At 71.7% G+C, this 24918-nt stretch carries 24 protein-coding genes; 12 read left to right on the forward strand and 12 right to left on the reverse strand.

Translation table 11 applies throughout. The annotated features are described in order from the left end of the window. Window positions 1-130 precede the first annotated feature (130 nt). Both ACH4RC_RS11975 and ACH4RC_RS11980 read left to right on the forward strand, forming a co-directional pair. Window positions 131-604, forward strand: a complete 474-nt coding sequence (locus ACH4RC_RS11975; RefSeq protein WP_398198631.1) for a sec-independent translocase — start codon at window positions 131-133, stop codon at window positions 602-604. A 135-nt stretch (window positions 605-739) separates the two neighbouring features. Continuing rightward, window positions 740-1396: a hypothetical protein gene (locus ACH4RC_RS11980; protein WP_398198634.1), complete on the forward strand. Its 657-nt coding sequence runs from the start codon at window positions 740-742 to the stop codon at window positions 1394-1396. A 65-nt stretch (window positions 1397-1461) separates the two neighbouring features. Here ACH4RC_RS11980 and ACH4RC_RS11985 read toward each other — a convergent pair whose 3' ends face one another. Genes ACH4RC_RS11985 through ACH4RC_RS11995 form a run of 3 tightly spaced genes read right to left on the reverse strand, consistent with a single transcriptional unit; the run spans window position 1462 to window position 4455 of the window. Continuing rightward, complete coding sequence (locus tag ACH4RC_RS11985; protein ID WP_398198637.1) at window positions 1462-2595, reverse strand: Mrp/NBP35 family ATP-binding protein; 1134 nt, start codon at window positions 2593-2595, stop codon at window positions 1462-1464. A gap of 44 nt (window positions 2596-2639) precedes the next feature. After that, the gene (locus ACH4RC_RS11990) at window positions 2640-3191 is read right to left on the reverse strand and encodes a DUF1003 domain-containing protein (RefSeq protein ID WP_398198640.1); all 552 of its coding nucleotides are present in this window, start codon (window positions 3189-3191) and stop codon (window positions 2640-2642) included. Continuing rightward, entirely contained in the window at window positions 3181-4455 is a 1275-nt protein-coding gene (locus ACH4RC_RS11995; RefSeq protein ID WP_398198642.1) for a magnesium transporter MgtE N-terminal domain-containing protein, read from the reverse strand. The genes ACH4RC_RS11990 and ACH4RC_RS11995 overlap by 11 nt, the downstream gene beginning before the upstream one ends. A gap of 221 nt (window positions 4456-4676) precedes the next feature. On the opposite strand from ACH4RC_RS11995, the gene ACH4RC_RS12000 reads away from it, so the two are divergent. Continuing rightward, window positions 4677-5438, forward strand: a complete 762-nt coding sequence (locus ACH4RC_RS12000) for a hypothetical protein (RefSeq protein ID WP_398198644.1) — start codon at window positions 4677-4679, stop codon at window positions 5436-5438. A gap of 56 nt (window positions 5439-5494) precedes the next feature. Here the strand turns inward: ACH4RC_RS12000 and ACH4RC_RS12005 are convergent, their stop codons facing one another. Further along, entirely contained in the window at window positions 5495-6010 is a 516-nt protein-coding gene (locus tag ACH4RC_RS12005; protein WP_398198646.1) for a hypothetical protein, read from the reverse strand. Between the two features lie 14 nt (window positions 6011-6024). Further along, window positions 6025-7155, reverse strand: coding sequence for a magnesium and cobalt transport protein CorA (locus ACH4RC_RS12010; protein WP_398198648.1), 1131 nt, complete (start codon window positions 7153-7155; stop codon window positions 6025-6027). A gap of 496 nt (window positions 7156-7651) precedes the next feature. Between ACH4RC_RS12010 and ACH4RC_RS12015 the strand changes: the two genes are divergently transcribed. From ACH4RC_RS12015 to ACH4RC_RS12030, 4 genes are all read left to right on the forward strand, one after another. Next, window positions 7652-8248, forward strand: coding sequence for a suppressor of fused domain protein (locus ACH4RC_RS12015; RefSeq protein WP_398198651.1), 597 nt, complete (start codon window positions 7652-7654; stop codon window positions 8246-8248). A gap of 132 nt (window positions 8249-8380) precedes the next feature. After that, window positions 8381-9034, forward strand: coding sequence for a DUF6758 family protein (locus ACH4RC_RS12020; protein WP_398198654.1), 654 nt, complete (start codon window positions 8381-8383; stop codon window positions 9032-9034). Between the two features lie 123 nt (window positions 9035-9157). After that, complete coding sequence (locus ACH4RC_RS12025; protein ID WP_398198657.1) at window positions 9158-10021, forward strand: PHP domain-containing protein; 864 nt, start codon at window positions 9158-9160, stop codon at window positions 10019-10021. Between the two features lie 92 nt (window positions 10022-10113). Beyond that, entirely contained in the window at window positions 10114-10719 is a 606-nt protein-coding gene (locus ACH4RC_RS12030; RefSeq protein ID WP_324771142.1) for a MarC family protein, read from the forward strand. An 82-nt stretch (window positions 10720-10801) separates the two neighbouring features. On the opposite strand, the gene ACH4RC_RS12035 is transcribed toward ACH4RC_RS12030, so the two are convergent. From ACH4RC_RS12035 to ACH4RC_RS12045, 3 genes are all read right to left on the reverse strand, one after another. Beyond that, on the reverse strand, window positions 10802-10954 hold the full coding sequence (locus tag ACH4RC_RS12035; RefSeq protein ID WP_181512666.1) for a hypothetical protein: 153 nt from the start codon (window positions 10952-10954) through the stop codon (window positions 10802-10804). 362 nt (window positions 10955-11316) lie between these two features. Further along, window positions 11317-12180 carry an alpha/beta fold hydrolase gene (locus ACH4RC_RS12040; RefSeq protein WP_398198660.1) on the reverse strand — a complete coding sequence of 288 codons (864 nt, stop codon included), beginning with the start codon at window positions 12178-12180 and terminating at the stop codon, window positions 11317-11319. 117 nt (window positions 12181-12297) lie between these two features. Then, on the reverse strand, window positions 12298-14709 hold the full coding sequence (locus ACH4RC_RS12045; protein WP_398198664.1) for a DEAD/DEAH box helicase: 2412 nt from the start codon (window positions 14707-14709) through the stop codon (window positions 12298-12300). Window positions 14710-15226: 517 nt separating this feature from the next. Between ACH4RC_RS12045 and ACH4RC_RS12050 the strand changes: the two genes are divergently transcribed. Beyond that, complete coding sequence (locus ACH4RC_RS12050; RefSeq protein ID WP_398199182.1) at window positions 15227-15982, forward strand: ferritin-like fold-containing protein; 756 nt, start codon at window positions 15227-15229, stop codon at window positions 15980-15982. A gap of 19 nt (window positions 15983-16001) precedes the next feature. On the opposite strand, the gene ACH4RC_RS12055 is transcribed toward ACH4RC_RS12050, so the two are convergent. From ACH4RC_RS12055 to ACH4RC_RS12070, 4 genes are all read right to left on the reverse strand, one after another. Continuing rightward, window positions 16002-16274, reverse strand: coding sequence for a hypothetical protein (locus ACH4RC_RS12055; RefSeq protein ID WP_398198666.1), 273 nt, complete (start codon window positions 16272-16274; stop codon window positions 16002-16004). A 226-nt stretch (window positions 16275-16500) separates the two neighbouring features. Then, entirely contained in the window at window positions 16501-16728 is a 228-nt protein-coding gene (locus tag ACH4RC_RS12060; protein ID WP_361064504.1) for a DUF3107 domain-containing protein, read from the reverse strand. A 168-nt stretch (window positions 16729-16896) separates the two neighbouring features. Then, window positions 16897-17562, reverse strand: coding sequence for a TetR/AcrR family transcriptional regulator (locus ACH4RC_RS12065; RefSeq protein WP_398198669.1), 666 nt, complete (start codon window positions 17560-17562; stop codon window positions 16897-16899). A gap of 288 nt (window positions 17563-17850) precedes the next feature. After that, window positions 17851-18069: a hypothetical protein gene (locus ACH4RC_RS12070; RefSeq protein ID WP_398198672.1), complete on the reverse strand. Its 219-nt coding sequence runs from the start codon at window positions 18067-18069 to the stop codon at window positions 17851-17853. A 184-nt stretch (window positions 18070-18253) separates the two neighbouring features. Here ACH4RC_RS12070 and ACH4RC_RS12075 point away from each other — a divergent pair, with 184 nt between their 5' ends. From ACH4RC_RS12075 to ACH4RC_RS12090, 4 genes are all read left to right on the forward strand, one after another. Then, window positions 18254-19333 carry an alpha/beta fold hydrolase gene (locus tag ACH4RC_RS12075; RefSeq protein WP_398198674.1) on the forward strand — a complete coding sequence of 360 codons (1080 nt, stop codon included), beginning with the start codon at window positions 18254-18256 and terminating at the stop codon, window positions 19331-19333. Between the two features lie 671 nt (window positions 19334-20004). Next, on the forward strand, window positions 20005-20904 hold the full coding sequence (locus tag ACH4RC_RS12080) for a DUF3152 domain-containing protein (RefSeq protein WP_398198677.1): 900 nt from the start codon (window positions 20005-20007) through the stop codon (window positions 20902-20904). A 199-nt stretch (window positions 20905-21103) separates the two neighbouring features. Next, window positions 21104-23023 carry a DUF3492 domain-containing protein gene (locus ACH4RC_RS12085; RefSeq protein WP_398198679.1) on the forward strand — a complete coding sequence of 640 codons (1920 nt, stop codon included), beginning with the start codon at window positions 21104-21106 and terminating at the stop codon, window positions 23021-23023. A gap of 386 nt (window positions 23024-23409) precedes the next feature. Continuing rightward, window positions 23410-24882 carry a hypothetical protein gene (locus ACH4RC_RS12090; RefSeq protein ID WP_398198681.1) on the forward strand — a complete coding sequence of 491 codons (1473 nt, stop codon included), beginning with the start codon at window positions 23410-23412 and terminating at the stop codon, window positions 24880-24882. Window positions 24883-24918: the final 36 nt, after the last annotated feature.

The following is a 24918-nucleotide window of genomic DNA, read 5'->3' on the forward strand; positions in this document are numbered from 1 at the left end:
TACGTCGCCCTGTGGCTACCGGACGGACAGCATCGCCGGGTACCGTGGACCCGGTCCGTTCGATGCCGGACCAGCCGAAGACCTGCTGCTGAAGACCGACCGCGGGCCGAGGACACGCTAGGAGTGCAAGGTGTTCAACGACATTGGCCCACTGGAGGTCGTGACGCTCGTCGTGCTGGCCGTGCTCGTCTTCGGCCCCGACAAGCTCCCGAAGCTCATCCAGGACGTCTCGCGCACCATACGCAAGATCCGCGAGTTCTCGGACAGCGCGAAGGAAGACATCCGCAGTGAACTGGGCCCGGAGTTCAAGGACTTCGAGTTCGAGGACCTGAACCCGAAGACCTTCATCCGCAAGCAGCTGGACAGCGACGAGCTGGGTCTCAAGGAGATCCGTAACGGGTTCGACCTGAAGAAGGAGATGGCCGAGGTCACCGACGCGGTCCACACCGTGGGTGAGCTGGACGACTCCGCCACCACCTCCGCCACCACCACCTCCGCGTCGAACGGGTCCCGCGTGGACATGCGCAAGGGCCCCGACCTGGAGAAGCGGCCCGCGAAGCCGGCCGCCGACGATCATCCGCCGTTCGACGCCGACGCGACCTGAACCACACCGGTCGAAGCCGGGCCCCCTGGGTCCGGTGTGGCATCCTGCCTTGTTGGTTGCGCGGGCTGGACGTGAGAACGCCCGAGGGGGGCGGTCCGCTCCGGTCCGTACGTGAGCGAGGAGGCGGCCGGGTACATGGAGACGACGAGTCGGGTGGGCGCGCAGGCGCCGGACACCGAGGGGGCCGAGGACGCCCCCGCGGCCCGGCGTACGGTCGACGGCTACCTGCTGGCGCCCTTTCCCTGGTACGGCCTGGACGAGGCCTTCACGGGACCGCGCTGGCTGATGCAGGTCGGCACGACGGCGGACGGGTCCGTCGAGCACGGTTCGATCGGGCACGGTGAGGAGCCCTCGGTCCGCAGCGAGAGCACGGAGGACACCGAGCGGTTCGCGGTCGTCGTGACCGTCGCGGCGCATCCGACGCGGCGCAGCGCCGACGGCACGGGCACCCTGGACGCCACGTCCGTCTCGTCCGCGGCCTGGCTCGCCGGGGTCGGGCTGCTCTCGTACACGTGGCCGACGCAGATGGACCACACCCTGCGCGACGACTGGCTGGAGCAGCAGACCGAGACGGCCTGGGTCCTCGCGGACGACCTGGACTCCGAGGACTGGGCGACGCTGTCGCTGCCGGTGGACGGCGTGCCGACGCCGTTCCACTACCGCGAGTCCGAGTACGGATGGGTGCTCGCGGGTTCCACGCGGGCGGGGGAGCACCTGGGCGCGTACGGCCGGGGCATGAGCGCGTACGGGCTCGCCTTCTCCGTGATCAAGGACGTCGCCGCACTCGCCTGACGAGCGCGGATACGGGAAAGGGCGGGCCGTACCGGTTCAGGTGCGGCCCGCCCTTCCTCGTACGCTCAGAACTTGTTGCGCGGCGTGATCCCCAGGGACATGCCCGCGAGGCCGCGCTCACGGCCGCCGAGCTTGGTCGCGATGGCGCGCAGCGCCGAACCGGCCGGGGAGTCGGGGTCGCTGAGGACCACCGGCTTGCCGTTGTCGCCGCCCTCGCGCAGGCGGACGTCGATCGGGATGGCGCCGAGGACCGGCACGTTCGTCCCGGTCGTCTTCGTCAGGCCCTCGGCGACCATCTGGCCGCCGCCGGTGCCGAAGACGTCGACCATCTCGCCGCAGTGCGGGCAGGGCAGGCCCGACATGTTCTCGACGACGCCGACGATCTTCTGGTGCGTCTGTACGGCGATGGAACCGGCCCGCTCGGCGACCTCCGCTGCGGCCTGCTGCGGGGTCGTCACGACGAGGATCTCGGCGTTCGGGACCAGCTGGGCCACCGAGATCGCGATGTCGCCGGTGCCCGGCGGCAGGTCGAGCAGGAGCACGTCGAGGTCGCCCCAGAAGACGTCCGCGAGGAACTGCTGGAGGGCGCGGTGGAGCATCGGGCCGCGCCACACCACCGGCGCGTTGCCAGGCGTGAACATGCCGATGGAGATGACCTTCACGCCGTTCGCCGACGGCGGCATGATCATGTTCTCGACCTGGGTGGGCTTGCCGTCGGCGCCGAGCATGCGCGGGACGCTGTGCCCGTAGATGTCCGCGTCGACGACGCCGACCTTCAGGCCGTCGGCGGCGAGCGCCGCCGCCAGGTTCACGGTCACGGAGGACTTGCCGACGCCGCCCTTGCCGGAGGCGACCGCGTAGACACGGGTCAGCGAGCCGGGCTTGGCGAAGGGGACCTCGCGCTCGGCGGTGCCGCCGCGCAGCGCCGCGGCCAGCTCCTTGCGCTGCTCGTCACTCATCACGTCGAGGGTGACGTCCACGCGCGTGACGCCGTCGACGCGGCCGACGGCCTCCTTCACGTTGTTCTCGATCGTGGAGCGCATCGGGCAGCCGGAGACGGTCAGGTACACGGTGACCGCGACGGCTCCGTCCGCACCGATGTCCACCGATTTGACCATCCCCAGTTCGGTGATGGGTCGCTGGATCTCGGGGTCGTTCACTGTCGCGAGCGCCTCGCGCACCGCGTCTTCCGTAGCCATGCTCCCGATAGTACGGCGCGGTAACCGGGGCACGGAAAGGCCCGTCAGCGGTCGTCTACATCACGTCGGCGCTCGCTGTCGGCCGGGAATACGGCGGTCCGCTGCTGCTCCTCCAGCTCTTTGAGCAGGTCCTGCAGTTCGGAGCGGATCCAGTCGCGCGTGGCGACCTCGCCCAGACCGATGCGCAGGGCCGCCACCTCGCGGCTCAGGTACTCCGTGTCGGCGATCGATCGCTCGTTCTGCTTGCGGTCCTGTTCGAGGTTGACGCGGTCGCGGTCGTCCTGCCGGTTCTGGGCGAGCAGGATGAGCGGAGCGGCGTACGACGCCTGGAGGGACAGCATCAGTGTCAGGAAGATGAACGGGTAGGTGTCGAAGCGCAGCGAGGACGGCGCGAAGATGTTCCAGGCGACCCACGCGATGATGAGCACCGTCATCCAGACGATGAACCGGCCCGTGCCGAGGAAGCGCGCGATGCGTTCGGACAGCCGTCCGAAGGCCTCGGGGTCGTAGTCGGGCAGCAGCTTGCGGCGCGCCGGCCGCGGCTGGTCGAGCCGGATGCGGGGCCGCGTGTCGCGCTCGCGCTCGTCAGTCCCCATGGTTCACGTCCCCCGAGAGATGAAATTCCTGCTCGCGCCAGTCGTCGGGCAGCATGTGGTCCAGTACGTCGTCGACGGTCACGGCGCCGAGCAGCGCCCCGCTCTCGTCGACGACGGGCGCCGCCACCATGTCGTACGTGGCGAAGAACCCGGCGATCTCCGGCAGCTGGGCCCCCGGTGACAGGGCCTGCAAGTCCTCGTCGAGGATCGAGCCGACCATGGTGAACGGGGGGTCGCGCAGCAGCCGCTGGAAGTGGATGGTGCCGAGGTACTTGCCGGTCGGCGTCTCGTCCGGCGGGCGGCAGACGTAGACCTGCGCGGCGAGCGCGGGGGACAGGTCGGGGTTGCGGACGCGGGCGAGCGCGTCGGCGACGGTCGCGTCCGGGCGCAGCACGATCGGCTCGGTCGTCATCAGACCGCCGGCGGTCTTGTCCTCGTACGCCATGAGGCGCCGCACGTCGGCCGCGTCGCCGGGCCGCATGAGGGCGAGCAGGCGCTCCTTGTCGGCCTCGGGCAGCTCGCCGAGCAGGTCGGCGGCGTCGTCCGGGTCCATCTCCTCCAGGACGTCGGCGGCGCGCTCCTCCTGGAGCTTGCCGAGGATCTCGATCTGGTCGTCCTCGGGGAGTTCTTCGAGGACGTCGGCGAGGCGCTCGTTGGTGAGGGCGGCGGCGACCTCGGCGCGGCGCTTGGGGGAGAGGTGGTGCAGGACGTTGGCGAGGTCGGCGGGGCGCAGCTGTTCGAAGGTGGCGAGCAGGTTCTCCGCGCCCTGCCCCTCCTCCTCGCGCGCGAAGCCGTCGACGGCGGCCCAGTCGACGGTCAGCGCCTCGCCCTTGCGCCGGAACGTGCCGCCCTTGCCCTTGCGCACGTAGACCTTGTCGATCTCCCAGTCGCGGCGGGCGGGCAGCTGCTGGATGGAGATGTCGCGCACGGTGACGTCCTCGCCGCTCTCCACGAGCCGGACGCGCCGGTCGAGCATCTCGCCGAGGATCAGCCGCTCGGTGGGGCGCTGCTCGAAGCGCCGGACGTTGAGCACCCCGGTCGTGATGACCTGGCCCGACTCGACGCCGGTCACCCGGGTCATGGGCAGGAAGATGCGGCGGCGCGTGGACAGCTCGACGACGAGCCCGAGCAGCCGTGGCGGCCGCCGGTCGGGACGCAGTATCACGACGAGGTCGCGCACACGTCCGACCTGGTCCCCGTTCGGATCGAAGACGGCGATACCGGAGAGATGGGAGACAAAGATCCGTGGAGCCACTGCTGCCATGTCTCCTCGTACCACCCTTTCGTGCTGATCCATCCTGCTATCCGCGCAATCCGGGGGTCAGGCTATCCGCTGACCGCCGAAAACGCCTTTGTGTCCGCCGCTCCCTGGTCCCGTGCGGCCCCGCGCCATCCCGTGCGGTCCCGTACGAGTAACCGCAGATGACACAGGTACGCTGCCGTACTGCCGTGGAGCCCGATGCCGTACGAGAGGTGGTCCCGCCCGTGACCGCACGTCCCCCGCACCGCCGCACCCGCAGGACGCTCGTGGCGGGCGCGCTGTGCACGGGGCTCGCGGCCGGACTCGCGGGATGCGGCGGCGACGACCCCGACGCGGGCACCAACGGGGTCGGCAGACTCGACCCCGCCAAGATCCAGAACCGTACGGTGAAGGCGGCGCAGGCGGCGGCCACGGTCCATCTCGCGGGCACGGTGGTCAGCGGCGGCCGCACCTACAAGCTCGACATGCGGCTCAAGGACGACGGCGGCACGGGCTCGGTGACGACGGGCGGCAGCACGTTCCGGCTGCTCCGCGTCGGCGAGCACCTCTACCTCAAGGCGGGCGCCGAGTTCTGGACACATTCGAGCGGCGCGGACGACGCGCAGGGCTCGTCCGGGGACGCCGCGGCGGCGGAGAAGCTCGACGGCAAGTATGTGAAGGTGCCGACGGGCGACCCCGCGTACAAGCGGCTCAGCACCTTCACGGACAAGGACGTCCTGCTCGACGGCCTCCTCACCCTCCACGGCACCCTCGACAAGGGCGACCGCTCCACCTCCGGCTCCACCCGCACCATCCAGCTCACCGGCGACGACGGCGCCGGCGGCACCCTGGACGTCTCCCTGGAGGGCACGGCGTACCCCCTCCGCCTGGAACGGGCGGGAGACGCGGGCACGCTTCAACTGACGGAGTGGGGCCGCGACTTCGCCCTGACGGAACCGGAGGAGACGGAAACGGTGGACTACGGCCAGGCCCTTCCGACGAACTGAGCCCGTCCGGCGACCGAGGACCGGGGCCCGGGGCCCGGGGCAGGGGCCCCGCGACCTCAACGCTTACGCCGCCGGCCGATAAGACGAGGCAGCCCCGCAGGCACCGCATTGCGGGTGACAGCGGAAGACGGCACAGGAGCAGCGGCCAACGAAGCGTCGGAGGCCGCCACGAGCTCAGCCCCCTGAACCGGTTCGAGCCGCACGACCCGGCACTCCCGCCCCCATCGCAGAGTCATGGTCTCCGCATCAGGAGCATTGAGCCGCTTACCCTTCAGCTCAGCCACGGCGGCCTCCCACGCCTCACTTCCGGGCGCGAGCTCAAGAACTGCCGCCTGCCAGCCGACGAGCCGCCCGCCCTTGTCCTTGCTGCGTACGGTGACGGTGGCCGAGCCCCCGTCGACGAGTCCGGGCAGCGGCTGCTCGCCGGGCCCGTCGCCGACGACGAGCGCCGCGCCCTCGTGCCACACGTGCCACAGCGCCCGCTCGGGTCCTTCGGCGCCGCTGACCCAGATGAGCCCGGACTTCTTCGTGGCCTCCTCGACGAGGGCGGCATCGAGCAGTTCAGTCGTCATACGGGTCAGCGTAGCTACAGCCAGCCGTTGCGCTTGAGGGTGCGGTGGATCGCGAAACAGGCGGCGACCGTGACGGTGAGGACGAGCGGATACCCGTAGCGCCAGTGCAGTTCGGGCATGTGCTCGAAGTTCATGCCGTACACACCGCACACCATGGTCGGTACGGCGACGATCGCGGCCCACGAGGTGATCTTGCGCATGTCCTCGTTCTGGGCGACGGAGGCCTGCGCGAGATTGGCCTGGAGGATCGAGTTGAGCAGTTCGTCGAAGCCGATGACCTGCTCCTGCACGCGCTCCAGGTGGTCGGCGACGTCGCGGAAGTACTTCTGGATGTCCGGGTCGATGAGCCGCATCGGCCGTTCGCTCAGGAGCTGCAGCGGGCGGCGCAGCGGTGCGACGGCGCGCTTGAACTCCAGGACCTCGCGCTTGAGCTGGTAGATGCTGCCCGCGTCGGAGCCGCGCGGGGAGCCCTTGCCGGTCTGTGAGAAGACGGCGGTCTCGACCTCGTCGATGTCGTCCTGCATGGCGTCGGCGACGGCGAGGTAGCCGTCGACGACGTGGTCGGCGATGGTGTGCAGCACGGCGCTCGGCCCCTTGGCGAGCAGCTCGGGGTCTTCCTGGAGGCGGTGGCGCAGCGCCCGCAGCGAGCCCTGGCCGCCGTGCCGGACGGTGATGAAGAAGTCCCGCCCGGTGAAGCACATGACCTCGCCGCTCTCCACGACCTCGCTGGTGGCGGTGAGTTCGGCGTGCTCGACGTAGTGGATGGTCTTGAAGACGGTGAACAGCGTGTCGTCGTACCGCTCCAGCTTGGGCCGCTGGTGGGCGTGGACGGCGTCCTCGACGGCGAGCGGGTGCAGCCCGAACTCGGCGGCGATACCGGCGAATTCGGCCTCGGTGGGCTCGTGCAGGCCGATCCAGGCGAAGCCGCCGTCGCGGCGCACCTGGAGGCGGGCCTCGCGCGGGGTGAGCCCGGCGGGGGACGCGGCGCGGGCGCCGTCCCGGTAGACCGCGCAGTCGACGACCGCGGAGACGGCCGAGGGGTCGCGGGTGGCGTCGTACGTGTTACGTGCTTCGTTGCCGTAGGGGGCCACGCTCTTGCGCAGCGAGGGGCGGACGGCGGCACGCAGGTCGCGGATCATCGACATGGGCAGGCTCCTTCGCGGGCGGGAGCCGCGCCGCGGCGGGTGGAACTACCCGGAATGAGGACGTCCTGGCAACCGGAAACGCTGCACGTCCACAAAGCGGGGAGCACCGCACCGACGCTGGGCGGCTTCGCTTACTGATGCAGATCAAGATCGGGAGATCTCTGGGATCAGGCGGTGTCGAAGCGCTCTTCCGGCGTACGCGGGCAGCCCGGGAAGCAGACGGTGGAGCGGTCGTGCTGCTGACTGCGAAGGGGGCGTGCGGGCCTAGCGGCCGGAAGAACGGGTGGTACTGCACGGTCGACTTCGATCCATGACAGCCCCACCTCCTCCGGCCGGTCCCCCGTGGGGGACATGTGTGGGTCGGTTCTTCGAGGGCTCCGAGAGCCCCCGGCGGATGCGCACCGCGCACCATTCCGACCGGCGGCCAAGACTATCAGCCGCCTGAAGAGAGCGATCCCGCTCTTTACCCATTGCATGCGAGTTCTATGCTCGCGGGATGGCAGAAGTTCTTGCGCTGGTCGAGGCCCGGCTGACCACGGCCCTGGGCGAACCGGACGCGCGCGCGGCGGTCACGTTCCTCGGCACGGACCGGATCGAAGTGCTCCGCTTCACCGACGCCGAACAGGGCCTCGTGCGGTACGCGACCCTCGGCATGTCGGCGTCCCCGATGTCCGACCCCACCGCGGCCCTCGCCGACCCGGTGAAGGGACCGCGCGCCGAGCTGGTCCTCACGGTCCGCGCCGGTCTCGCCGAGACCGACAAGGTGCTGCGCCCGCTCGCGGTGCTGGCCGCCTCTCCGCAGGTCGAGGGCGTCGTCGTGGCGCCGGGCGCGTCGCTCGACGTGGGCGAGGCGCTGTGGCCCGGGGCCCCGTTCACCTCGGTCCTGGTGGCGGAGCCGGGCGGCCTGGTCGAGGACCTCGCCCTGGACGGGCCGCTCGACCCCGTACGGTTCCTGCCGCTGCTGCCGATGACGCAGAACGAGGCGGCGTGGAAGCGGGTGCACGGCGCCGCGGCGCTCCAGGAGAAGTGGCTGAACGGCGGCACGGACCTGCGCGATCCGCTACGCAGGTCCGTGCCGCTCGACCAAAAATAAGTTAGCTGAGCTAATTAATGGCAGCTGCATTTATATCGGTTCCGGCCACCCGGCGGAACACCTCCGCGCGGCGCCCTCCGGACGGGTGATCGTCCTTGACGCGACGCGGGACGGAGAGGACCGTGGGGCTTTATGAGGGGCGAACCCAGTTGCCCGAAGTGTGGTGGCCGGGTCAGGGCTCCCGGCCTCTTCGCCGACTCCTGGCAGTGCGACGCGCACGGGGCGGTGCACCCGCTGCAGCCCGTGATCCCGCCCAGCGTCGAGGCCCTCGGCGTCGTGGTGCGCCGCGCCCGGGTACCCGTCTGGATGCCGTGGCCGCTCCCGGTCGGCTGGCTGTTCACCGGGGTCGCCAACGCGGGGGACGACCGCACCGGCGGCCGCGCCACCGCCGTCGCCTGCTCGGGACCCGGACCGCTCGGCGGCATGGGTGAACTGGTGCTCGTCGCCGAGGAACTGGGCGTCGGGCTGGGCGCGCGCTACGCGGGCGTCGACGGCCCGGACCCCGGCCCGTACATGGACGTCTCGGGCCCGCCGCAGGCCAAGCTCCTCGCGGCGGGGCGGCCCACCCCCATGTGGCACGTCTCCGGAACCCCCGACGACCGCGCCGTCTTCGCGGGCGAGGCGCTCGGACTGTGGCTGTGGGCCGTCGTCTGGCCGGAAAGTTCCGGTCTGCTGATGTACGACGAGCTGGTGCTCACCGACCTGCGGGACGCGGGCGCGGAGGTGGACCTGCTGCCGTGCGGGGCGCTGTCGCCGCGCATCCTGCAGCAGGTGGGGGAGGAGTGAGGGGCCGGGCCGTACGCGGGGAGGGCGGGGTTGTTCGAAATCCCCGTTACCCTGGAGCGTCCCCCTCCGCCTGAGCGGGGTACTGGAACCCAGCCCCGTCCGAGTCCGGAGGAGTACGCAGCCGTGCGCATCGACCTGCACACCCACTCCACCGCCTCCGACGGTACGGACACCCCGGCCGAGCTGGTGCGGAACGCGGCGGCGGCCGGTCTGGACGTCGTGGCGCTCACCGACCACGACTCCACGCGTGGCCACGCCGAGGCGATCGCCGCGCTCCCTGAGGGGCTGACCCTGGTCACCGGCGCCGAGCTCTCCTGCCGTCTCGACGGTGTGGGCATGCACATGCTGGCGTACCTCTTCGACCCCGAGGAGCCCGGCCTCCTCGCCGAGCGCGAGCTGGTCCGCGACGACCGCGTCCCCCGCGCCAAGAAGATGATCGCCAGGCTGAACGAGCTCGGCGCCCCCGTCACCTGGGACCAGGTCGCCCGGATCGCCGCGGGCGGCTCGGTCGGCCGCCCGCACATCGCCACCGCGCTCGTCGAACTCGGCGTGGTGGACACGGTCTCCGACGCCTTCACGCCCCGGTGGCTGGCCGACGGCGGCCGCGCCTACGCCGAGAAGCACGAGACGGACCCCTTCGAGGCGATCCGCCTGGTCAAGGCCGCGGGCGGGGTCACCGTGTTCGCGCACCCGGGCGCCGCCAAGCGCGGCAGGACGGTCCCCGAGTCGGCCATCGCCGAGCTGGCCGCGGCCGGCCTCGACGGCATCGAGGTCGACCACATGGACCACGACGCCGCCACCCGCGACCGGCTGCGCGGCCTCGCCGCCGACACCGGCCTGCTCACCACCGGCTCCTCCGACTACCACGGCAGCCGCAAGACCTGTGTGCTCGGCGAGTACACGACCGACCCCGAGGTCTACGGGGAGATCACGCGCCGCGCCACGGGGGCCTTCCCGGTCCCGGGCGCCGGCGGACCCCGCGCCTGACCCTCTCTCCGGGTACGCCCGGTCTTCTCCCCTTCCGCTCAGCTCGCGCGCGCCCTCCAGCCGCGCTCAACTCCGCAAGGCAAGCCCCCACTGTGTTCGACGTCGCCGTCTTCGGATCCCTCTTTCTCACCCTTTTCGTCATTATGGATCCCCCCGGAATCACCCCGATCTTCCTCGCCCTCACCGCGGGCCGCCCCGCCAAGGTCCAGAAGCGAATGGCCTTCCAGGCGGTCTGCGTCGCCTTCGGCGTCATCGCCGTCTTCGGCGTCCTGGGCCACCAGATCCTCGACTACCTGCACGTCTCGGTCCCGGCTCTGATGATCGCGGGCGGTCTGCTGCTTCTGCTGATCGCGCTCGACCTGCTCACCGGCAAGACCGACGAGCCCCAGCAGACGAAGGACGTGAACGTCGCCCTCGTTCCGCTCGGTATGCCGTTGCTCGCCGGGCCCGGCGCGATCGTCTCCGTGATCCTCGCCGTCCAGAAGGCCCACTCGGTCACGACGCAGCTCTCCGTCTGGACGGCGATCATCGCCATCCACGTCGTCCTGTGGCTCGTCATGCGCTACTCGTTGGTGATCATCCGCATCATCAAGGACGGCGGCGTGGTCCTGGTGACCCGGCTCGCGGGCATGATGCTCTCGGCGATCGCCGTGCAGCAGATCATCAACGGTGTGACGCAGGTGATCCAGAACAGCTGAGCCCCGTCGGCGGGCCGCGCAGCACGAAGCCCCCGTACGCCGTGTGCGTACGGGGGCTTCGGAGTGTGGTGTCGCTACGCCGTTACGAGGCGGACGACTCGGCCGGGCGGATGTAGAGGCGCTGCCCTATGGCGGCGGCCTGCTGAACGATCCGGTTGACGGAGGCGGCGTCCACGACGGTGGTGTCCACGGCGGTGCCGTCGACGTCGTCGAGTCGCATGATTTCGAAGCGCAAGGGCTTCTCCCTTCGTCTGGTGATCCTCCTGAAGGAGAACTACTGGTGCAGGGCGTAGGACAACAGCCTCGCCCTGCCGTACGGCCAGGCGGTTGCCTGGCCGTTAAGAGTGGATTGCGGGGCTAGAGTGCCCCGCGTTCTGTAGGTGCCAACGAGTTGCCTCCAACAAACATTCCCTACGCTAAAGAAAATTTTCGGGCGCCTAATTACCTGGCGGTAGCGTGAGGGTGCGGATGCGGCGCGTGACGGGCGTGCGGGCCGAGTATGCGGCCGGATGTGCCGGTCGGGTGGCCGGGTGTGCTGGTCGGGCGGCCGGGTGTGCTGGCCGGGCGGCCGGGCGGCCGGGCGGCCGGGTGTGCCGGTCAGGCGGCCGGGTGGTGGTGCCAGAAGGCCGCGAGCGCCGCTGCCGTCTCGGCGGGGCGATCGGTGTTGGGCGAGTGCTCGGCGCCGGGGATCACGGTGCGCTTCGCCTTGAGGTGCCGCGCCATCTCGTCGAGCAGCGGCACCGGCCAGGCGTCGTCCCGCTCACCGGACAGCACGTGCACCGGCGGCGCGACCGCGGCCAGCTCCGCCACCCGGTCCGGTTCGGTACGCAACTGCCGCCCCGTGGCGATGAGTTGCGCCGGGCTGTTGCTCAGCCAGCGCTGGCGCAGGGCGTCTTCGTCGCCCCGTACGTCCACGACGTCCTCGGCCGCGTCGAGCGCCCGCATGGCTTCCCACACCTGGGCCATGCCGAGGGCGGCGAGCGCGTCCCGGAGCAGCCCGATCCGCTGCCGCTGCGCCTCGGCGACCGCCGCCGGGCCCGACGACATCAGCGTCAGCGACGCGAACGGGGCCGCGTCGGCGATGACCGCGGCGCGGGCGATCAGGCCGCCGAGCGAGTGCCCGAGGAGATGCACCTTCGCCGGGCCGAGCGTCGCGGCCTGCGCGAGCACGTCCCGCGCCAACTCGGCCGGCGCGTACGGGCGTTCGTCGTCGGTGGGGCCCGGGGTCTGGTACTGGCCCCGGCCGTCCACCGCCACCGTGCGGTACCCCGCCGCGCACAACGGCTCGTTCAGCGCGATGAAGTCCTCCTTGCTGCCGGTGAAGCCCGGCAGCAGCAGCGCGGTGCCCCGCACCGCACCGGACGCCGGCTCACCGATGAGCGCGGCGAAGTCACCGCGGGCGGTGCGCAGGGTGTGGGCGCGCGTACCCGGCGGCGGCGTGAAGGTCGGGGGCCTGCTCATGCCGGTGAGGGTACGCGGTGCGGGGCTCGCGGGCGCGTAGGGGGTATGACGAAAGCCCGGCCCCCGGCGAATGCGGGGGCCGGGCTTTCAGCCCGTACAGCGGTACAGCGCTACCGATCAGGCCTCGGGGGCTTTCGCGACGGCCTTCTTACGGGTCCGCTTGGGCGGTGCGGCCTCCTCGGCCGGGGCGGCTGCCACGGCCTTCTTGCGGGTCCGCTTCGGCGCGGCCTCCTCCGCCGGGGCGGCGGCGACGGCCTTCTTGCGGGTCCGCTTCGGCTTGGCCTCGGCGGTCTCGGCGACAGCCTCCTCGACCGGTGCGCTGGCCACGGCCTTCTTGCGGGTCCGCTTCGGCTTGGCCTCGGCGGTCTCGGCGACCGTCTCTTCGACCGGAGCCGCGGCAACCGCCTTCTTGCGCGTGCGCTTAGGTGCGGTGACCTCCGCGACGGTCTCCTCGACCGGGGCGGCGGCGACGGCCTTCTTGCGGGTGCGCTTCGGCTTGGCCTCGGCGGTCTCGGCGACCGCCTCTTCGACCGGGGCGGCGGCAACCGCCTTCTTGCGCGTGCGCTTGGGTGCGGTGACCTCCGCGACGGTCTCTTCGACCGGGGCGGCGGCGACGGCCTTCTTGCGGGTGCGCTTCGGCTTGGCCTCGGCGGTCTCGGCGACCGCCTCCTCGACCGGAGCCGCGGCGACGGCCTTCTTCCGCGTACGGGTCGGCTTCGTCTCGACGGCCTCCGCCGTGTCGACAGCGGCCTCCGCCTTCTTGCGCGTACGACGCGGCTTGGCCGGGGCGGCCTCCGCCTCGACGGCCTCGATGGTCTCGACGGCCGGCGCGGAGGCCTGCTCGACGACGGTCTCCGCCTTCTTGCGCGTACGACGACGCGGCGCAACCGGGGCCTCGGCCTCGACGACCGACTCGGGCTCCGCCACCGGAGCCACCGTAGCGACCGGGGCAGCCGCTGCGACCGGGGCAGCTGAAGCGACCGGGGCAGCCGAAGCGACGGAGGTCTGCGCGCCACCGCGCGTGCGGCGACGGCGACGCGGCGTACGGGGCTCCGTCGCGTCCTGCGCGACAGGCGTCACCGGCGCACCGGCAGCGGCTTCGGCGGGCGCCGAGGCGGTCGCGGTCGTCTCCGGGGTCGCGGCAACGGGCTCGCCATTGCGCGTCCGGCGCCGACGCCGCGGCGTACGGGTGGAACGCTCCTGGTCACGGTCACGGTCACGATCACGGCCGTGATCCCGGTCGCGGTCACGACCGTTGTCCCGGTCGCGGCCACGGTCACGGTCACGGTCGCCCGAGCGCCCGCCACGGCCGCCGCGCGGCGACGCGCCCCGCCCGCCGGTCTCGCCGAGGTCCTCGATCTCCTCGGCGCCGAGCCCCGCGCGTGTGCGCTCCGAGCGCGGCAGGACACCCTTGGTGCCGACCGGGATGCTCAGCTCCTCGAAGAGGTGCGGCGAGGAGGAGTACGTCTCGACCGGATCGTTGAACTTCAGGTCGAGCGCCTTGTTGATCAGCTGCCAGCGCGGGATGTCGTCCCAGTCGACCAGCGTGATCGCGATGCCCTTGCGGCCCGCGCGGCCGGTGCGGCCGATGCGGTGGAGGTACGTCTTCTCGTCCTCCGGCGACTGGTAGTTGATGACATGCGTCACACCTTCGACGTCGATACCGCGCGCGGCGACGTCGGTGCAGACGAGCACGTCCACCTTGCCGTTGCGGAACGCGCGCAGCGCCTGCTCGCGCGCGCCCTGCCCGAGGTCGCCGTGGACGGCGCCGGAGGCGAAGCCGCGCTTCTGCAGCTGCTCGGCGATGTCGGCGGCGGTCCGCTTGGTGCGGCAGAAGATCATCGTCAGCCCGCGGCCCTCGGCCTGCAGGATGCGGGCGACCATCTCGGGCTTGTCCATGTTGTGCGCGCGGTACACGTGCTGCGCGGTGTTGCGCACGGTCGCGCCCTCGTCGTCCGGCGAGGTGGCGTTGATGTGCGTCGGCTGCGACATGTAGCGGCGGGCGAGGCCGATGACGGCGCCCGGCATGGTCGCCGAGAACAGCATCGTCTGGCGCTTGGCCGGAAGGTGGTTGATGATCTTCTCGACGTCGGGCAGGAAGCCCAGGTCGAGCATCTCGTCGGCCTCGTCGAGCACGAGCGCCTTGACGTGCGAGAGGTTGAGCTTCTTCTGCCCGGCGAGGTCGAGAAGGCGGCCCGGGGTGCCGACGATCACGTCGACGCCCTTCTTCAGGGCCTCGACCTGGGGCTCGTAGGCGCGACCGCCATATATGGCGAGGACGCGCACGTTGCGCACCTTGCCGGCGGTGAGGAGGTCGTTGGTGACCTGCGTGCACAGCTCGCGCGTGGGGACGACGACGAGCGCCTGCGGTGCGTCGGTCAGCTGCTCGGGCTTGGCCCGGCCCGCCTCGACGTCCGCGGGGACGGTGACGCGCTCCAGGAGCGGCAGGCCGAAGCCGAGCGTCTTGCCCGTGCCGGTCTTGGCCTGGCCGATGACGTCCGAGCCCGAAAGGGCGACGGGGAGGGTCATCTCCTGGATGGGGAAAGCATTGACAATGCCGACGGCCTCAAGGGCTTCGGCGGTCTCGGACAGGATGCCGAGTTGTCGGAACGTGGAAGTCTGCGTAGTCAGGGTGCTGCCTCTTCTGTGAGGTGCGGTGCGAGGCGAACGCGGGGGTCGTGACCGTGCCGGTGGTACGCCGGCCTCGGTCCGCACGGTGCGGGTGCACTGTGCGGGTGGACCGGTTGACGCGGGACCACTGCCGACGCTCGAGCGCTCGTGCCGCTGAGGGCCCCTCCTCGTGCCGTACGTCGTGTGACGGACGAGCCGGAGGGCTGTCGGGTCGGAGCCGATCGGGCCTCCGACCGGGCATCCTCATTCGTGCGGCCCGTCGCGAGTACGCGCAAGCGCCAGGAATCGGACTTGCACGCGGCGGGCTCTTTACCACCATACCCCGGAAACACGCATGCGCGATGGCCGAATTGGTCACGTAGCCGTCGTCACACTCTTTGACCAGGGACTTACCGGGGGCGTGGAGCGGGCTATTGTGCGCTTCATGGAGACGCCTGACAACGCCAAGCCGTCCGCTGAAGCGACCCCCGCCGTGACCGGGATCGCCGCCCAGGACTGGGCCACCGCGGCCGCGGACGAGAACTACCGCGCCGCCGTCGTCGACCTCCTTGGCGCGCTCGCGTACGGGGAGCTGGCGGCGTTCGAGCGGCTCGCGGAGGACGCGAAGCTGGCGCCGACCCTTGCCGACAAGGCGGAGCTCGCGAAGATGGCGTCCGCCGAGTTCCACCACTTCGAGCAGTTGCGCAACCGCCTGTCGGCGATCGGTGTCGAGCCGACCGACGCGATGGACCCGTTCGTCAGCGCCCTCGACGGCTTCCACCGCCAGACCGCCCCGTCGGACTGGCTGGAGGGCCTGGTCAAGGCGTACGTCGGCGACTCGATCGCCAGTGACTTCTACCGGGAGGTCGCGGCCCGGCTCGACTCGGACACCCGCTCCCTCGTGCTCGCCGTGCTCGACGACACGGGGCACGCCTCGTTCGCCGTGGAGAAGGTGCGGGCCGCGATCGAGAAGGACCCGCGCGTGGGCGGGCGCCTCGCCCTGTGGGCCCGGAGGCTGATGGGGGAGGCCCTGTCCCAGTCGCAGCGGGTGGTCGCCGACCGCGACGCCCTGTCGACGATGCTGGTCGGAGGCGTGGCCGACGGCTTCGACCTCGCCGAGGTCGGCAGGATGTTCTCGCGGATCACCGAGGCGCACACCAAGCGGATGGCGGCCCTGGGCCTCGCCGCGTAACTCTCAGGGACCGCTACCGCTACGGGTTCGGGCTCAGCTGATGAGTTCTGCCCCGGGTGGGGCGGAGCAGCAGCGACAGCAGGGCCGCCGACAGGACGAGCGCGCCGACGAGCGTGGCGAGCACGTGGCCCGCGCCCAGCGCGTTGTGCGTGATGAACGCCCCGAACAGGGCGCCGGTGATCCCGGTCGCGAGCACGAGCGCGCGCGACGGGAGGCGGTGGGGCATCCGCAGGCCCGCGGCCCATGCGAGGGCCAGGCCGAGCAGTGCGGAGCCGAGAGCTTCGAGAAGCATGGTGAGGGTCCCTCCCGCGCTGCCAGTTGGTGCAAATCGGTCCTACCCGGTCTACCCCTGGCACCCGGAACGCAATCCTCCTCCGCGCCCTCTCTGTGTGTGTCCTGTGAACACGCGTATACGTGCATACGTGCGTACGTGAAAACGAGGAAGGGCCCGGCGGCGCGATGCCGCCGGGCCCTTCCTCGTACTTGCCTTGTTCTTGCCTTGTACTGCTTGCCGCGCGCTACAGGGGGCCGAAGCCCACCTTGCGCACCGACGGCTCGCCGATCTCCACATAGGCGAGGCGCTCGGCCGGTACCAGCACCTTGCGGCCCTTCTCATCCGTCAGGGAGAGCAGCTGCGCCTTGCCGGACAACGCCTCGGCCACCGCGCTCTCGACCTCCTCGGCGGGCTGGCCGCTCTCCAGAACGATCTCGCGGGGCGTGTGCAGCACGCCGATCTTGACCTCCACGGCCTTGTCCCTCCGACGATCCGTGATGTGCGCGGACGACCGCGCGCCGTACGCAGCAAACATTAGCCCGGTGAGGCGAGACACCTGACGCCGCGGCTGCACGCCAAGAGCGAACAGCGATACGGGAACAAAGCGCGGGGCGGGTGTGAACCCGTTCTCAGGGCCGCTCTAGTGCTGGTCCGTGTGCTGGTCCGTGTGCTGGTCCGCGCCGTGCAGCGGGAACCCGGCGATACCGCGCCAGGCCAGTGACGTCAGCAGCTGAACGGCCTTCTCACGCTCGACAGGGCTCGCGCTGGACAGCCAGTAGCGCGCGACGACCTGGGAGACACCGCCCAGGCCCACGGCGAGGAGCATCGACTCGTCCTTGGACAGGCCCGTGTCCTCGGCGATCACGTCCGAGATGGCCTCGGCGCACTGCAGGCTGACCCGGTCGACGCGTTCGCGCACGGCCGGCTCGTTGGTCAGGTCCGACTCGAAGACGAGGCGGAACGCCCCGCCGTCGTCCTGGACGTACGCGAAATACGCGTCCATGGTCGCCGCGACGCGCTGCTTGTTGTCCGTCGTCGAGGCCAGGGCCGTGCGGACCGACTGGAGCAGCGACTCGCAGTGCTGGTCGAGCAGGGCCAGATAAAGGTCCAGCTTGCCGGGGAAGTGCTGGTAGAGCACGGGCTTGCTGACCCCGGCCCGTTCGGCGATGTCGTCCATCGCGGCCGCGTGGTACCCCTGTGCGACAAAAACCTCCTGGGCCGCGCCCAGGAGCTGGTTGCGTCGGGCTCGGCGCGGCAGGCGCGTGCCCTTGGGGCGCGCTGCCTCCGTCTGCTCGATGGCTGTCACGCCGCCTCCCAAAATCGTCCGTGCGCGGTGTGCGCCGCGCCGTCATCGTACTTTTGGGTAACCAGGATGTGCGCGGTGCGAGCGCAGAATTTCATGGACCGGACGACTGTGAAAGCCGTGTGTGTCCCACGCACAGGCAACGAACGGGGACGCTACACACGCAAAGCGGCGCAAACCGCCGACCGGCCTCCAACGATCGCTACCGATCGTCGCCCTCGATGGCAGCCGATCGCGTCCTCGCTCGCTAGCGATAGTTGCCCTCATGGCCGCCGATCTCGTCCTCGGTCGCTAGCGATAGTCGTCCTCGTCCAGAGCCACGACCCGCGCCTGCTCCGCCCGGTCTCCTTCGTCGGCGGTGTCCGGGGCGGCCGTCGCCCGCGGTGCGTCGTCCTCGCCGGGCGAGACCTCCGTGAGTTGCTCGGCGATGTCCGCCTCCGGCGCCTCCACATCGATCTCCTGGGGCTCGTCAGCCGCGAAGGTCTCGGGCTCATCGGGGTCGACTGTCATGAACGGCTCCCTTCCTCACTTGATTCCTTGAGTGGGCGGGTGCCCTGATTCGAGCGTAGGAGACACCCTGATGCGGCGCGATGCGATGCGAATAGAGCAGCGGCTGAGCTTTGGCTAGAACTATGAGCTGTCTGTGACAGCGAACACACGATCCCCTGCGTGATCGTCTCGTAACATATGCCGCATGTCTTCGACCGATTCGCCGCGCGTGCCTCCCGTCATCGCCGCAGCGGTACCCAGACCGGGCACCGTCAAGGTCGCGGAGGGGGAGCGGCTCCGCTCGGTCGCTCTGCCGGGGCTCACGCTCTCGGTCCGGTCCCGGCCGGGCACGCGCGAGGGGCTGCCGCCCGCCCTGTACGTGCACGGTCTCGGCGGCTCCTCGCAGAACTGGTCGGCGCTCATGCCGCTGCTCGAGGACGGCGTGGACGGCGAGGCACTCGACCTCCCCGGCTTCGGCGACTCCCCGCCGCCGGACGACGGCAACTACTCGGTGACCGGGCACGCGCGCGCGGTCATCCGCTACCTCGACGCGCAAGGGCGCGGCCCGGTCCACCTCTTCGGGAACTCGCTCGGCGGCGCCATCACGACGCGCGTCGCCGCCGTCCGCCCCGACCTCGTACGGACGCTGACCCTTGTGTCGCCGGCCCTGCCCGAACTCCGGGTGCAGCGCACCGCCCTGCCGACCGGGCTTCTCGCCGTCCCCGGCGTGGCCGCGCTCTTCACGCGCCTGACGAAGGAATGGACGGCGGAGCAGCGCGTACGCGGCGTCACCGCCCTTTGCTACGGCGACCCCGGCCGGGTCTCCCCGGAGGGCTTCCGGGCCGCCGTGGAGGAGATGGAACGACGGCTTCAACTCCCGTACTTCTGGGACGCGATGGCCCGCTCCGCGCGCGGGGTGGTGGACGCCTACACGCTCGGCGGTCAGCACGGGCTCTGGCGCCAGGCCGAGCGGGTGCTCGCGCCGACCCTCCTCATCTACGGGGGGCGCGACCAGCTCGTCTCGTACCGGATGGCGGCGCGCGCGGCGCGCACGTTCCGCGACTCACGCCTTCTCACGCTCCCGGACGCGGGGCATGTCGCCATGATGGAGTACCCCGAGAGGGTCGCGACGGCGTTCCGGGAACTTGTCGCGGACGCCGAGGCGTTGAAGGGGGAGCGTGACCTTCCGGCCCGGTCGGCCGGCGTCGCGAACGGAAATACAGTGAGTACGGGGCACGCGAGCCGTGCCGGAGATACAGGCAGTACTACGGAGCAGGGGAGCTGAGGCGGCCAGTGGGACGGCACAGCCGCCGAGGACCGGCAGACGGCGCCGAGAGCGTCGACATACCTGAAGCACCGGCAGCGGCCGTGCGGACGGGGGAGCCCCGCGACTCCGGCGTACCCGGCCCGGCGCGTCCGGGCACCGGGCGGCGGCGCAAGGCGCCCGCGGGGCCGCCGCCCGGGGAGTCCTCGGCCCCGTCGCACACGTCCGCGGGGACCGAGGTGCCGCGCGGCCGCGGCGGCCACCCCGAGCAGCGGGAGCCGGGCGGCGGCTGGGGCACGCCCGGTCGTGAGGGCGGCGGGCGCGGCTTCCGGGCGCCGGCCGGGTCGCCGGTCCTGCCTCGGCAGCGGCCTCGCCAGGAGTACGTCGACGCCTTCGACAAGCAGACTCGGCAGACTCCCAAGGTTCCGAAATCCCGCACGAGCCCCGCGAGTCCCGCGAGTCCCGCGAATCCCGCGAATCCCGCGAATCCCGCGAATCCCGCGAATCCCGCGAATCCCGCGAATCCCGCGAATCCCGCGAATCCCGCGAATCCTAGGGGTTCGTCGTCGAGGGATCCGTACGCGTCCGTCACCGACTGGGACGAAGAGGCGGCGGCGCCCTCCTCCTCGCCCTCGCCCTCGTCCTCCTCCTCGCCCTCGTCTTCGGGAGCGGGCTCCGGAGCGGGATCGGGCGTGGGCGCGGCGGATCCGGGGACGGCCCCGGATCCGCAGGCCGATCCGGACGGCGGCGGCGAGCGTGAGAAGCGCGGCCGGGGCCTCACCTATACCGGCATCGCCGCCGCGGCCGTCACCACCGTGCTCGCGGTCGTCGTCGCCGGACAGGTCACCGACAAGCACGGCGCCGCCGCGGGCGACGCGCAGGCACAGGCCGCCGACGGCCCCCGCTCCCACACCGATTCGGCCTCGCGCTCCGACGACCGGGCGACCCCGTCGCAGACGGCGCGGGCCGCCCCGGCGACGTACGCGCAGAAGATGAGCGAGAAGTACCCGCTGGCCGCGAACATGAAGGGCTCGGGGGACTTCGAGACGATCACCGGCACCGACAAGGCTCCCAAGCCCGGAGCGGACAAGGTTCTTTACCGCGTCGACGTCGAGAAGGGCCTCGGGCTCGACGGCAAGCTGTTCGCGCAGGCGGTCCAGAAGACCCTGAACGACGACCGGAGCTGGGCCCACGACGGAGCCCGCACCTTCGAGCGCGTCTCCAAGGGCGAGCCGCGCTTCGTGATCACCCTCGCCAGCCCCGGGACCACGGCCACCTGGTGCGCCAAGTCCGGCCTCGACACGACCGAGGACAACGTGTCGTGCGACTCCGCCGCCACCGACCGCGTCATGATCAACGCCTATCGGTGGGCCCAGGGTTCGAAGACGTACGACGACGTGCTGCACGACGAAGCCATCTACCCCTACCGGCAGATGCTCATCAACCACGAGGTCGGCCACCGGCTCGGCCACAACCACGTGTCCTGCTCGCGGAACGGCGCGCTCGCGCCGGTCATGCAGCAGCAGACCAAGTTCCTCAGCCTCGACGGCATCACGTGCAAGCCGAACCCCTGGGTCTTTCCCAAGGATTGACAGAGTGTAGCTGTCTGTAGCGGTTCAACCCCCTAGCGCGACTGAACGTCACGCGCGCGGGAAAGTCACGGCCGTTCACCCCTTCTGGTGGTGCGATGGACAACCGTCCATCGCACCACCGGCATGTCCGCATACGTTCGTCCCGCTGTGAGCCGCCGGTCAACGGCGGCTCCCCAGACGGGAGATCGGGGGTGTGCTCGTGCGCATCGGACTGCTGACAGAAGGTGGCTACCCGTATGTGGGTGGTGAGACCGGACTCTGGTGCGACCGGCTCGTGCGCGGGCTCGCGCAGCACGAATTCGACCTCTACGCGCTCAGCCGCTGCCAGGAGCAGGAGGAGGCGGGCCTGCTCGAACTGCCGCCGCAGGTAAGCCAGGTGCGGACCGCACGCCTGTGGACGAACGGCACGGGGAGCGCGGCGGGCGGGGGCGGGGTGCGCGGCGGCCCACTCGGGCGGCGCGCGCGGCGCCGGTTCGCTGCGCTGTACGAGGAGCTGGCGGCGGCGGTCGTCCGCGGCACGGGGCCCGAGTCGGGCGGCGCGGGTGGCACAGGTGGCGTAGGCGGCCCAGGTGGCGTAGGTGGCGTAGGTGGCGGGGACGGTACGGGCGTGTCGGGGGGTTCGCCACAGGAGGCGGACCGTTTCGCCACAGCTCTGTACGGGCTCGCCGAACTCGCCCGCGACGAGGGCTCCCTCCATGTGGCGCTCCGCTCCGAGGCGGCCGTACGCATCCTGGAGCGCGCCTGCCGCGCGCCCGGTGCCCTGCGCGCCACCCGTACGGCGCGCGTGCCCGATCTGCTCGCCTGCGCCGGGCACATCGAGCGCGCCCTGCGCCCTCTTTCGCTCGACTGGTACGTCGACCGTCCTTTCGATCGTCATGAGGATGACGCGACCGGGGCCCGGGGGGACAGGCTCGGCTCGGTCGACCTGTGTCACGCCACCTCGGGCGGGGCCGCCGCCCTGCCCGGCCTGATCGCCAAACAGTTCTTCGGCGTGCCGCTGCTCGTCACCGAGTACGGGGTGCGGCTCAGGGCCCAGTACATCGCCGCGGGGGACGCCGAACTGAGCGCGCCGGTGCGGGCGCTGCTCGCCTCCTTCCACGGGCTGCTCGCCGCCGAGGTCTATCGGCAGGCCACCGTGATCACCCCGGGCAACGCGCACGCCCGCCGCTGGCAGGAGCGGTGCGGAGCCGACCGCGCCAAGATGCGCACCGTCCACCCCGGGATGGACGCGTCCCGCTTCGCCGAGGTCGGGGAGCGCGAGGAGCCGGGAGAGCCGGACACCCTCGTCTGGGTCGGACGCGTCGAACCGGCCAAGGATCTCATTTCCCTCCTGCACGCGTTCGCGGAGATCCGCAAGGAGGAACCGAAGGCGCGGCTGCGGATCGTCGGGGCGATGCCGGTGGCCGGCCCGGCGAGCAGCCCGGCGAGCGGCCCGACGGACAGCGAGGCGGGCCGTGAGGCCGAGCTTTATCTCGGGCACTGCAAGGCGCTGGCGGCGCAGCTCTTCCCCGACGAGGCCACGGGGATCCACGCCGTCGGCGAGAACCCGGTCTCCTTCGAGGAGTTCGGCGAGCCCGAGACGTCCGACCTCGCCGAGGTCTACGGCGCGGGCAGCGTCGTCGTCCTCTCCAGCGTCGTCGAGGGCTTCCCGGTCAGCCTGGTCGAGGCCATGCTCTGCGGACGCGCGACCGTGTCGACCGACGTGGGCGCGGTCGTCGAGGTCATCGGCGGCACCGGGCTCGTCGTCCCGCCCCGCAATCCGCGAGCGCTCGCCGAGGCGTGCGTGGCCCTGCTGCGCGATTCCGGGCGCCGTGAACGCCTCGGAGCCGCGGCCCGCGCGCGGGCTCTCGAGCTCTTCACCGTCGAACAGAACATCACGGCATTTCACAGCATTTACCTCGACATCGTCTCGCACTGCCCGGTCCGCCGAGACGCTATGGACGACGCAGGCGCCCCCCTCCCGTTCTCCCACCCGGCCGAGGCCCACGTCCCGGGCCACTGGACCGCACGGACCTCGGGCACCGCCCGCGTCCCCAGTTGGGCCCCGGGCGGTGCCGGGGGTGGCGAGCGCGAGCACTTGGCAGGAGTGGGCCGGAGCGGCGGAGAGGGCAAGGCATGAGAGGGCGTCCGCACACAGCACACGGTGACGTGAACAGCGGCATCGGCAGCCGCATCGAAACGGACACGCCGCGCGTGCCCACGGGCGCCGCCGCTTGGGGAACGGCTTCGGCCCAGGCCCTGGCACAATCGCTCGCCGCGGGGCGGGACGGCCGGGGAGCTGAGCCGAACTCCAGCGGCGCCGACCGGCACGGCAAGCCGGGTCGTCCGGGTGTGGTCCCTGGCGGTGAGTTGGCCTCGGTCGCTGATCGGGACCGGCGTGCCGAGCCGAGTCCGGATGCCAGTCAGGAGCGGGCCGCGGGGGCGGACGCCGGCGTCGAGCCGGGTCCTGGCGAGGCCGACCAGCACGCAGAGCCGAGTTGTCCGGGTGTGGTCCCTGGCGGTGAGTTGACCTCGGTCGCTGATCGGGACCGGCGTGCGGAGCCGAGTCCGGACGCCGGTCAGGACCGGGCCACCGGGGCGGACATCGGCGTCGAGCCGGGTCCTGGCGAGGCCTACCCCCGCGAGGACCTCAGCGGCGACCCGGACCCGCGCGAGGACCTCAGCGGCGACCCGGACCCGCGCGAGGACCTCAGCGGCGACCCGGACCCGCGCGAGGACCTCAGCGGCGACCCGGACCCGGGCGGTGATCAGAACTGGGCCCTCGGCGCCCGTCAGAACCGGCGCGCCGAACCGGGCCGATCTCAGCAAGCGACCTCCCGCACACCGACCCCGCTCCCACCTCTCCGCCCTCACCCCGTCCCGGCCCAGGCGGCGAGTCCCCGTAGCCTCCACCGCCGCGCCAACGCCGATCCCGTCAAAGCCCTGATGCGCCGGCATCGTGAACTCTGTGAGCGGGCCATCGACCCGCTGGAGATCGCCGCCGGGCTCGAGGCGCACGGCGTGACCGACCGGGCCGCGGCCCGCTACCGGCACAAGGACGTGTTCGCGCTCGCCGAGGAGATGTACGCGCGCGTGCCGCGCAACGGCGAGCAGGACGAGCCGATCGCGGCCGCACCCACGCCCACCACTGGCGTGCGCGGCGCATGGGCCCTGCTCGCGCTGGTCCCCGGCGCGGTCTGCGCACTGACTCTGCTCGCGCTCGCGCACACCTCCGGCACCGCGCGAGTGGCCACCGGTGTCGTCGGCGCGCTGGCCGGCGCGGTCGCCCTGCGTACGGCCCTGCGGCACGGACCGCTGCGCGCCACGATCCGGGTGACCACCCTCGCGACCCGCCTCTGGAGCTGCTGGCTCCTCGCCTACGCCCTGCTCGGCGACGACCTGCTGATCGTCGCCCTGTCCGGCGGCCCCGACGACACCTGGCCCCCGGCGACCGCCCCGCTCCTCGCGTTGACCGTGGCCGTGGCGCCCGCCGCCTGGTGCGCCGGGCTCTACTCGGCCGGAGCCCGCCGCCGTCTCGCCAGCAGCCGTGGACTCGCCGAGTTCGCCGCCTCCGCGAGGCCGCTGCTCCTCTCCGTGATCACTCTGAGCGCGCTCGCCCTGACCGTCCTGCTCGGCCTGTCCGGAGCCCTGCTCGACCAGGACATCGACTACCTCGGTGCGGGCTCGCTCGGCGTACTGCTGTTGCTCGCCCGACTCCTCATCGCGCACGGGCGCACGCACGCCCCCGCCGTCGTGCTCGGCGCCGCCGCGGCCGTCGAGATCCTGGCCGTCGCCTCCGTCTTCGCCGCGCGCCTGCCCGGCTGCGACGCTCTGGGCGCACCCGTCGAGACAGCCGTCGACGCCCTGGGCGCGGGTGTCGTACCCGGTGTGGCCTGCGGCGGAGCCGCCCTGGCGCTGCTCGTGCACGCCATGCGCACGCTGACCCGAGCCTCCGCCCACGCGAGCGCGGACAGCGCCGCAGCGGGGGGCGCTCCCTGACCACCGCGGCGCGCCGCACCGAGCGCGCCGCGCCAT

It is taken from the genome of Streptomyces sp. NPDC016845, assembly GCF_044332585.1.
Lineage (GTDB): Bacteria > Actinomycetota > Actinomycetes > Streptomycetales > Streptomycetaceae > Streptomyces.

What these genes read in the sequence shown, in the direction of transcription:
- ACH4RC_RS12040 (WP_398198660.1), bottom strand. Translation starts at nt 12,180, where the DNA reads ATGAGCAGGCCCCCGACCTTCACGCCGCCGCCGGGTACGCGCGCCCAC.
- ACH4RC_RS12055 (WP_398198666.1), bottom strand. Translation starts at nt 16,274, where the DNA reads ATGCTTCTCGAAGCTCTCGGCTCCGCACTGCTCGGCCTGGCCCTCGCA.
- ACH4RC_RS11985 (WP_398198637.1), bottom strand. Translation starts at nt 2,595, where the DNA reads ATGGCTACGGAAGACGCGGTGCGCGAGGCGCTCGCGACAGTGAACGAC.
- ACH4RC_RS11995 (WP_398198642.1), bottom strand. Translation starts at nt 4,455, where the DNA reads ATGGCAGCAGTGGCTCCACGGATCTTTGTCTCCCATCTCTCCGGTATC.
- ACH4RC_RS12010 (WP_398198648.1), bottom strand. Translation starts at nt 7,155, where the DNA reads ATGTCGATGATCCGCGACCTGCGTGCCGCCGTCCGCCCCTCGCTGCGC.
- ACH4RC_RS11990 (WP_398198640.1), bottom strand. Translation starts at nt 3,191, where the DNA reads ATGGGGACTGACGAGCGCGAGCGCGACACGCGGCCCCGCATCCGGCTC.
- ACH4RC_RS12045 (WP_398198664.1), bottom strand. Translation starts at nt 14,709, where the DNA reads ATGACCCTCCCCGTCGCCCTTTCGGGCTCGGACGTCATCGGCCAGGCC.
- ACH4RC_RS12015 (WP_398198651.1), top strand. Translation starts at nt 7,652, where the DNA reads ATGGCAGAAGTTCTTGCGCTGGTCGAGGCCCGGCTGACCACGGCCCTG.
- ACH4RC_RS12070 (WP_398198672.1), bottom strand. Translation starts at nt 18,069, where the DNA reads ATGACAGTCGACCCCGATGAGCCCGAGACCTTCGCGGCTGACGAGCCC.
- ACH4RC_RS12075 (WP_398198674.1), top strand. Translation starts at nt 18,254, where the DNA reads ATGTCTTCGACCGATTCGCCGCGCGTGCCTCCCGTCATCGCCGCAGCG.
- ACH4RC_RS11980 (WP_398198634.1), top strand. Translation starts at nt 740, where the DNA reads ATGGAGACGACGAGTCGGGTGGGCGCGCAGGCGCCGGACACCGAGGGG.
- ACH4RC_RS12020 (WP_398198654.1), top strand. Translation starts at nt 8,381, where the DNA reads ATGAGGGGCGAACCCAGTTGCCCGAAGTGTGGTGGCCGGGTCAGGGCT.
- ACH4RC_RS12005 (WP_398198646.1), bottom strand. Translation starts at nt 6,010, where the DNA reads ATGACGACTGAACTGCTCGATGCCGCCCTCGTCGAGGAGGCCACGAAG.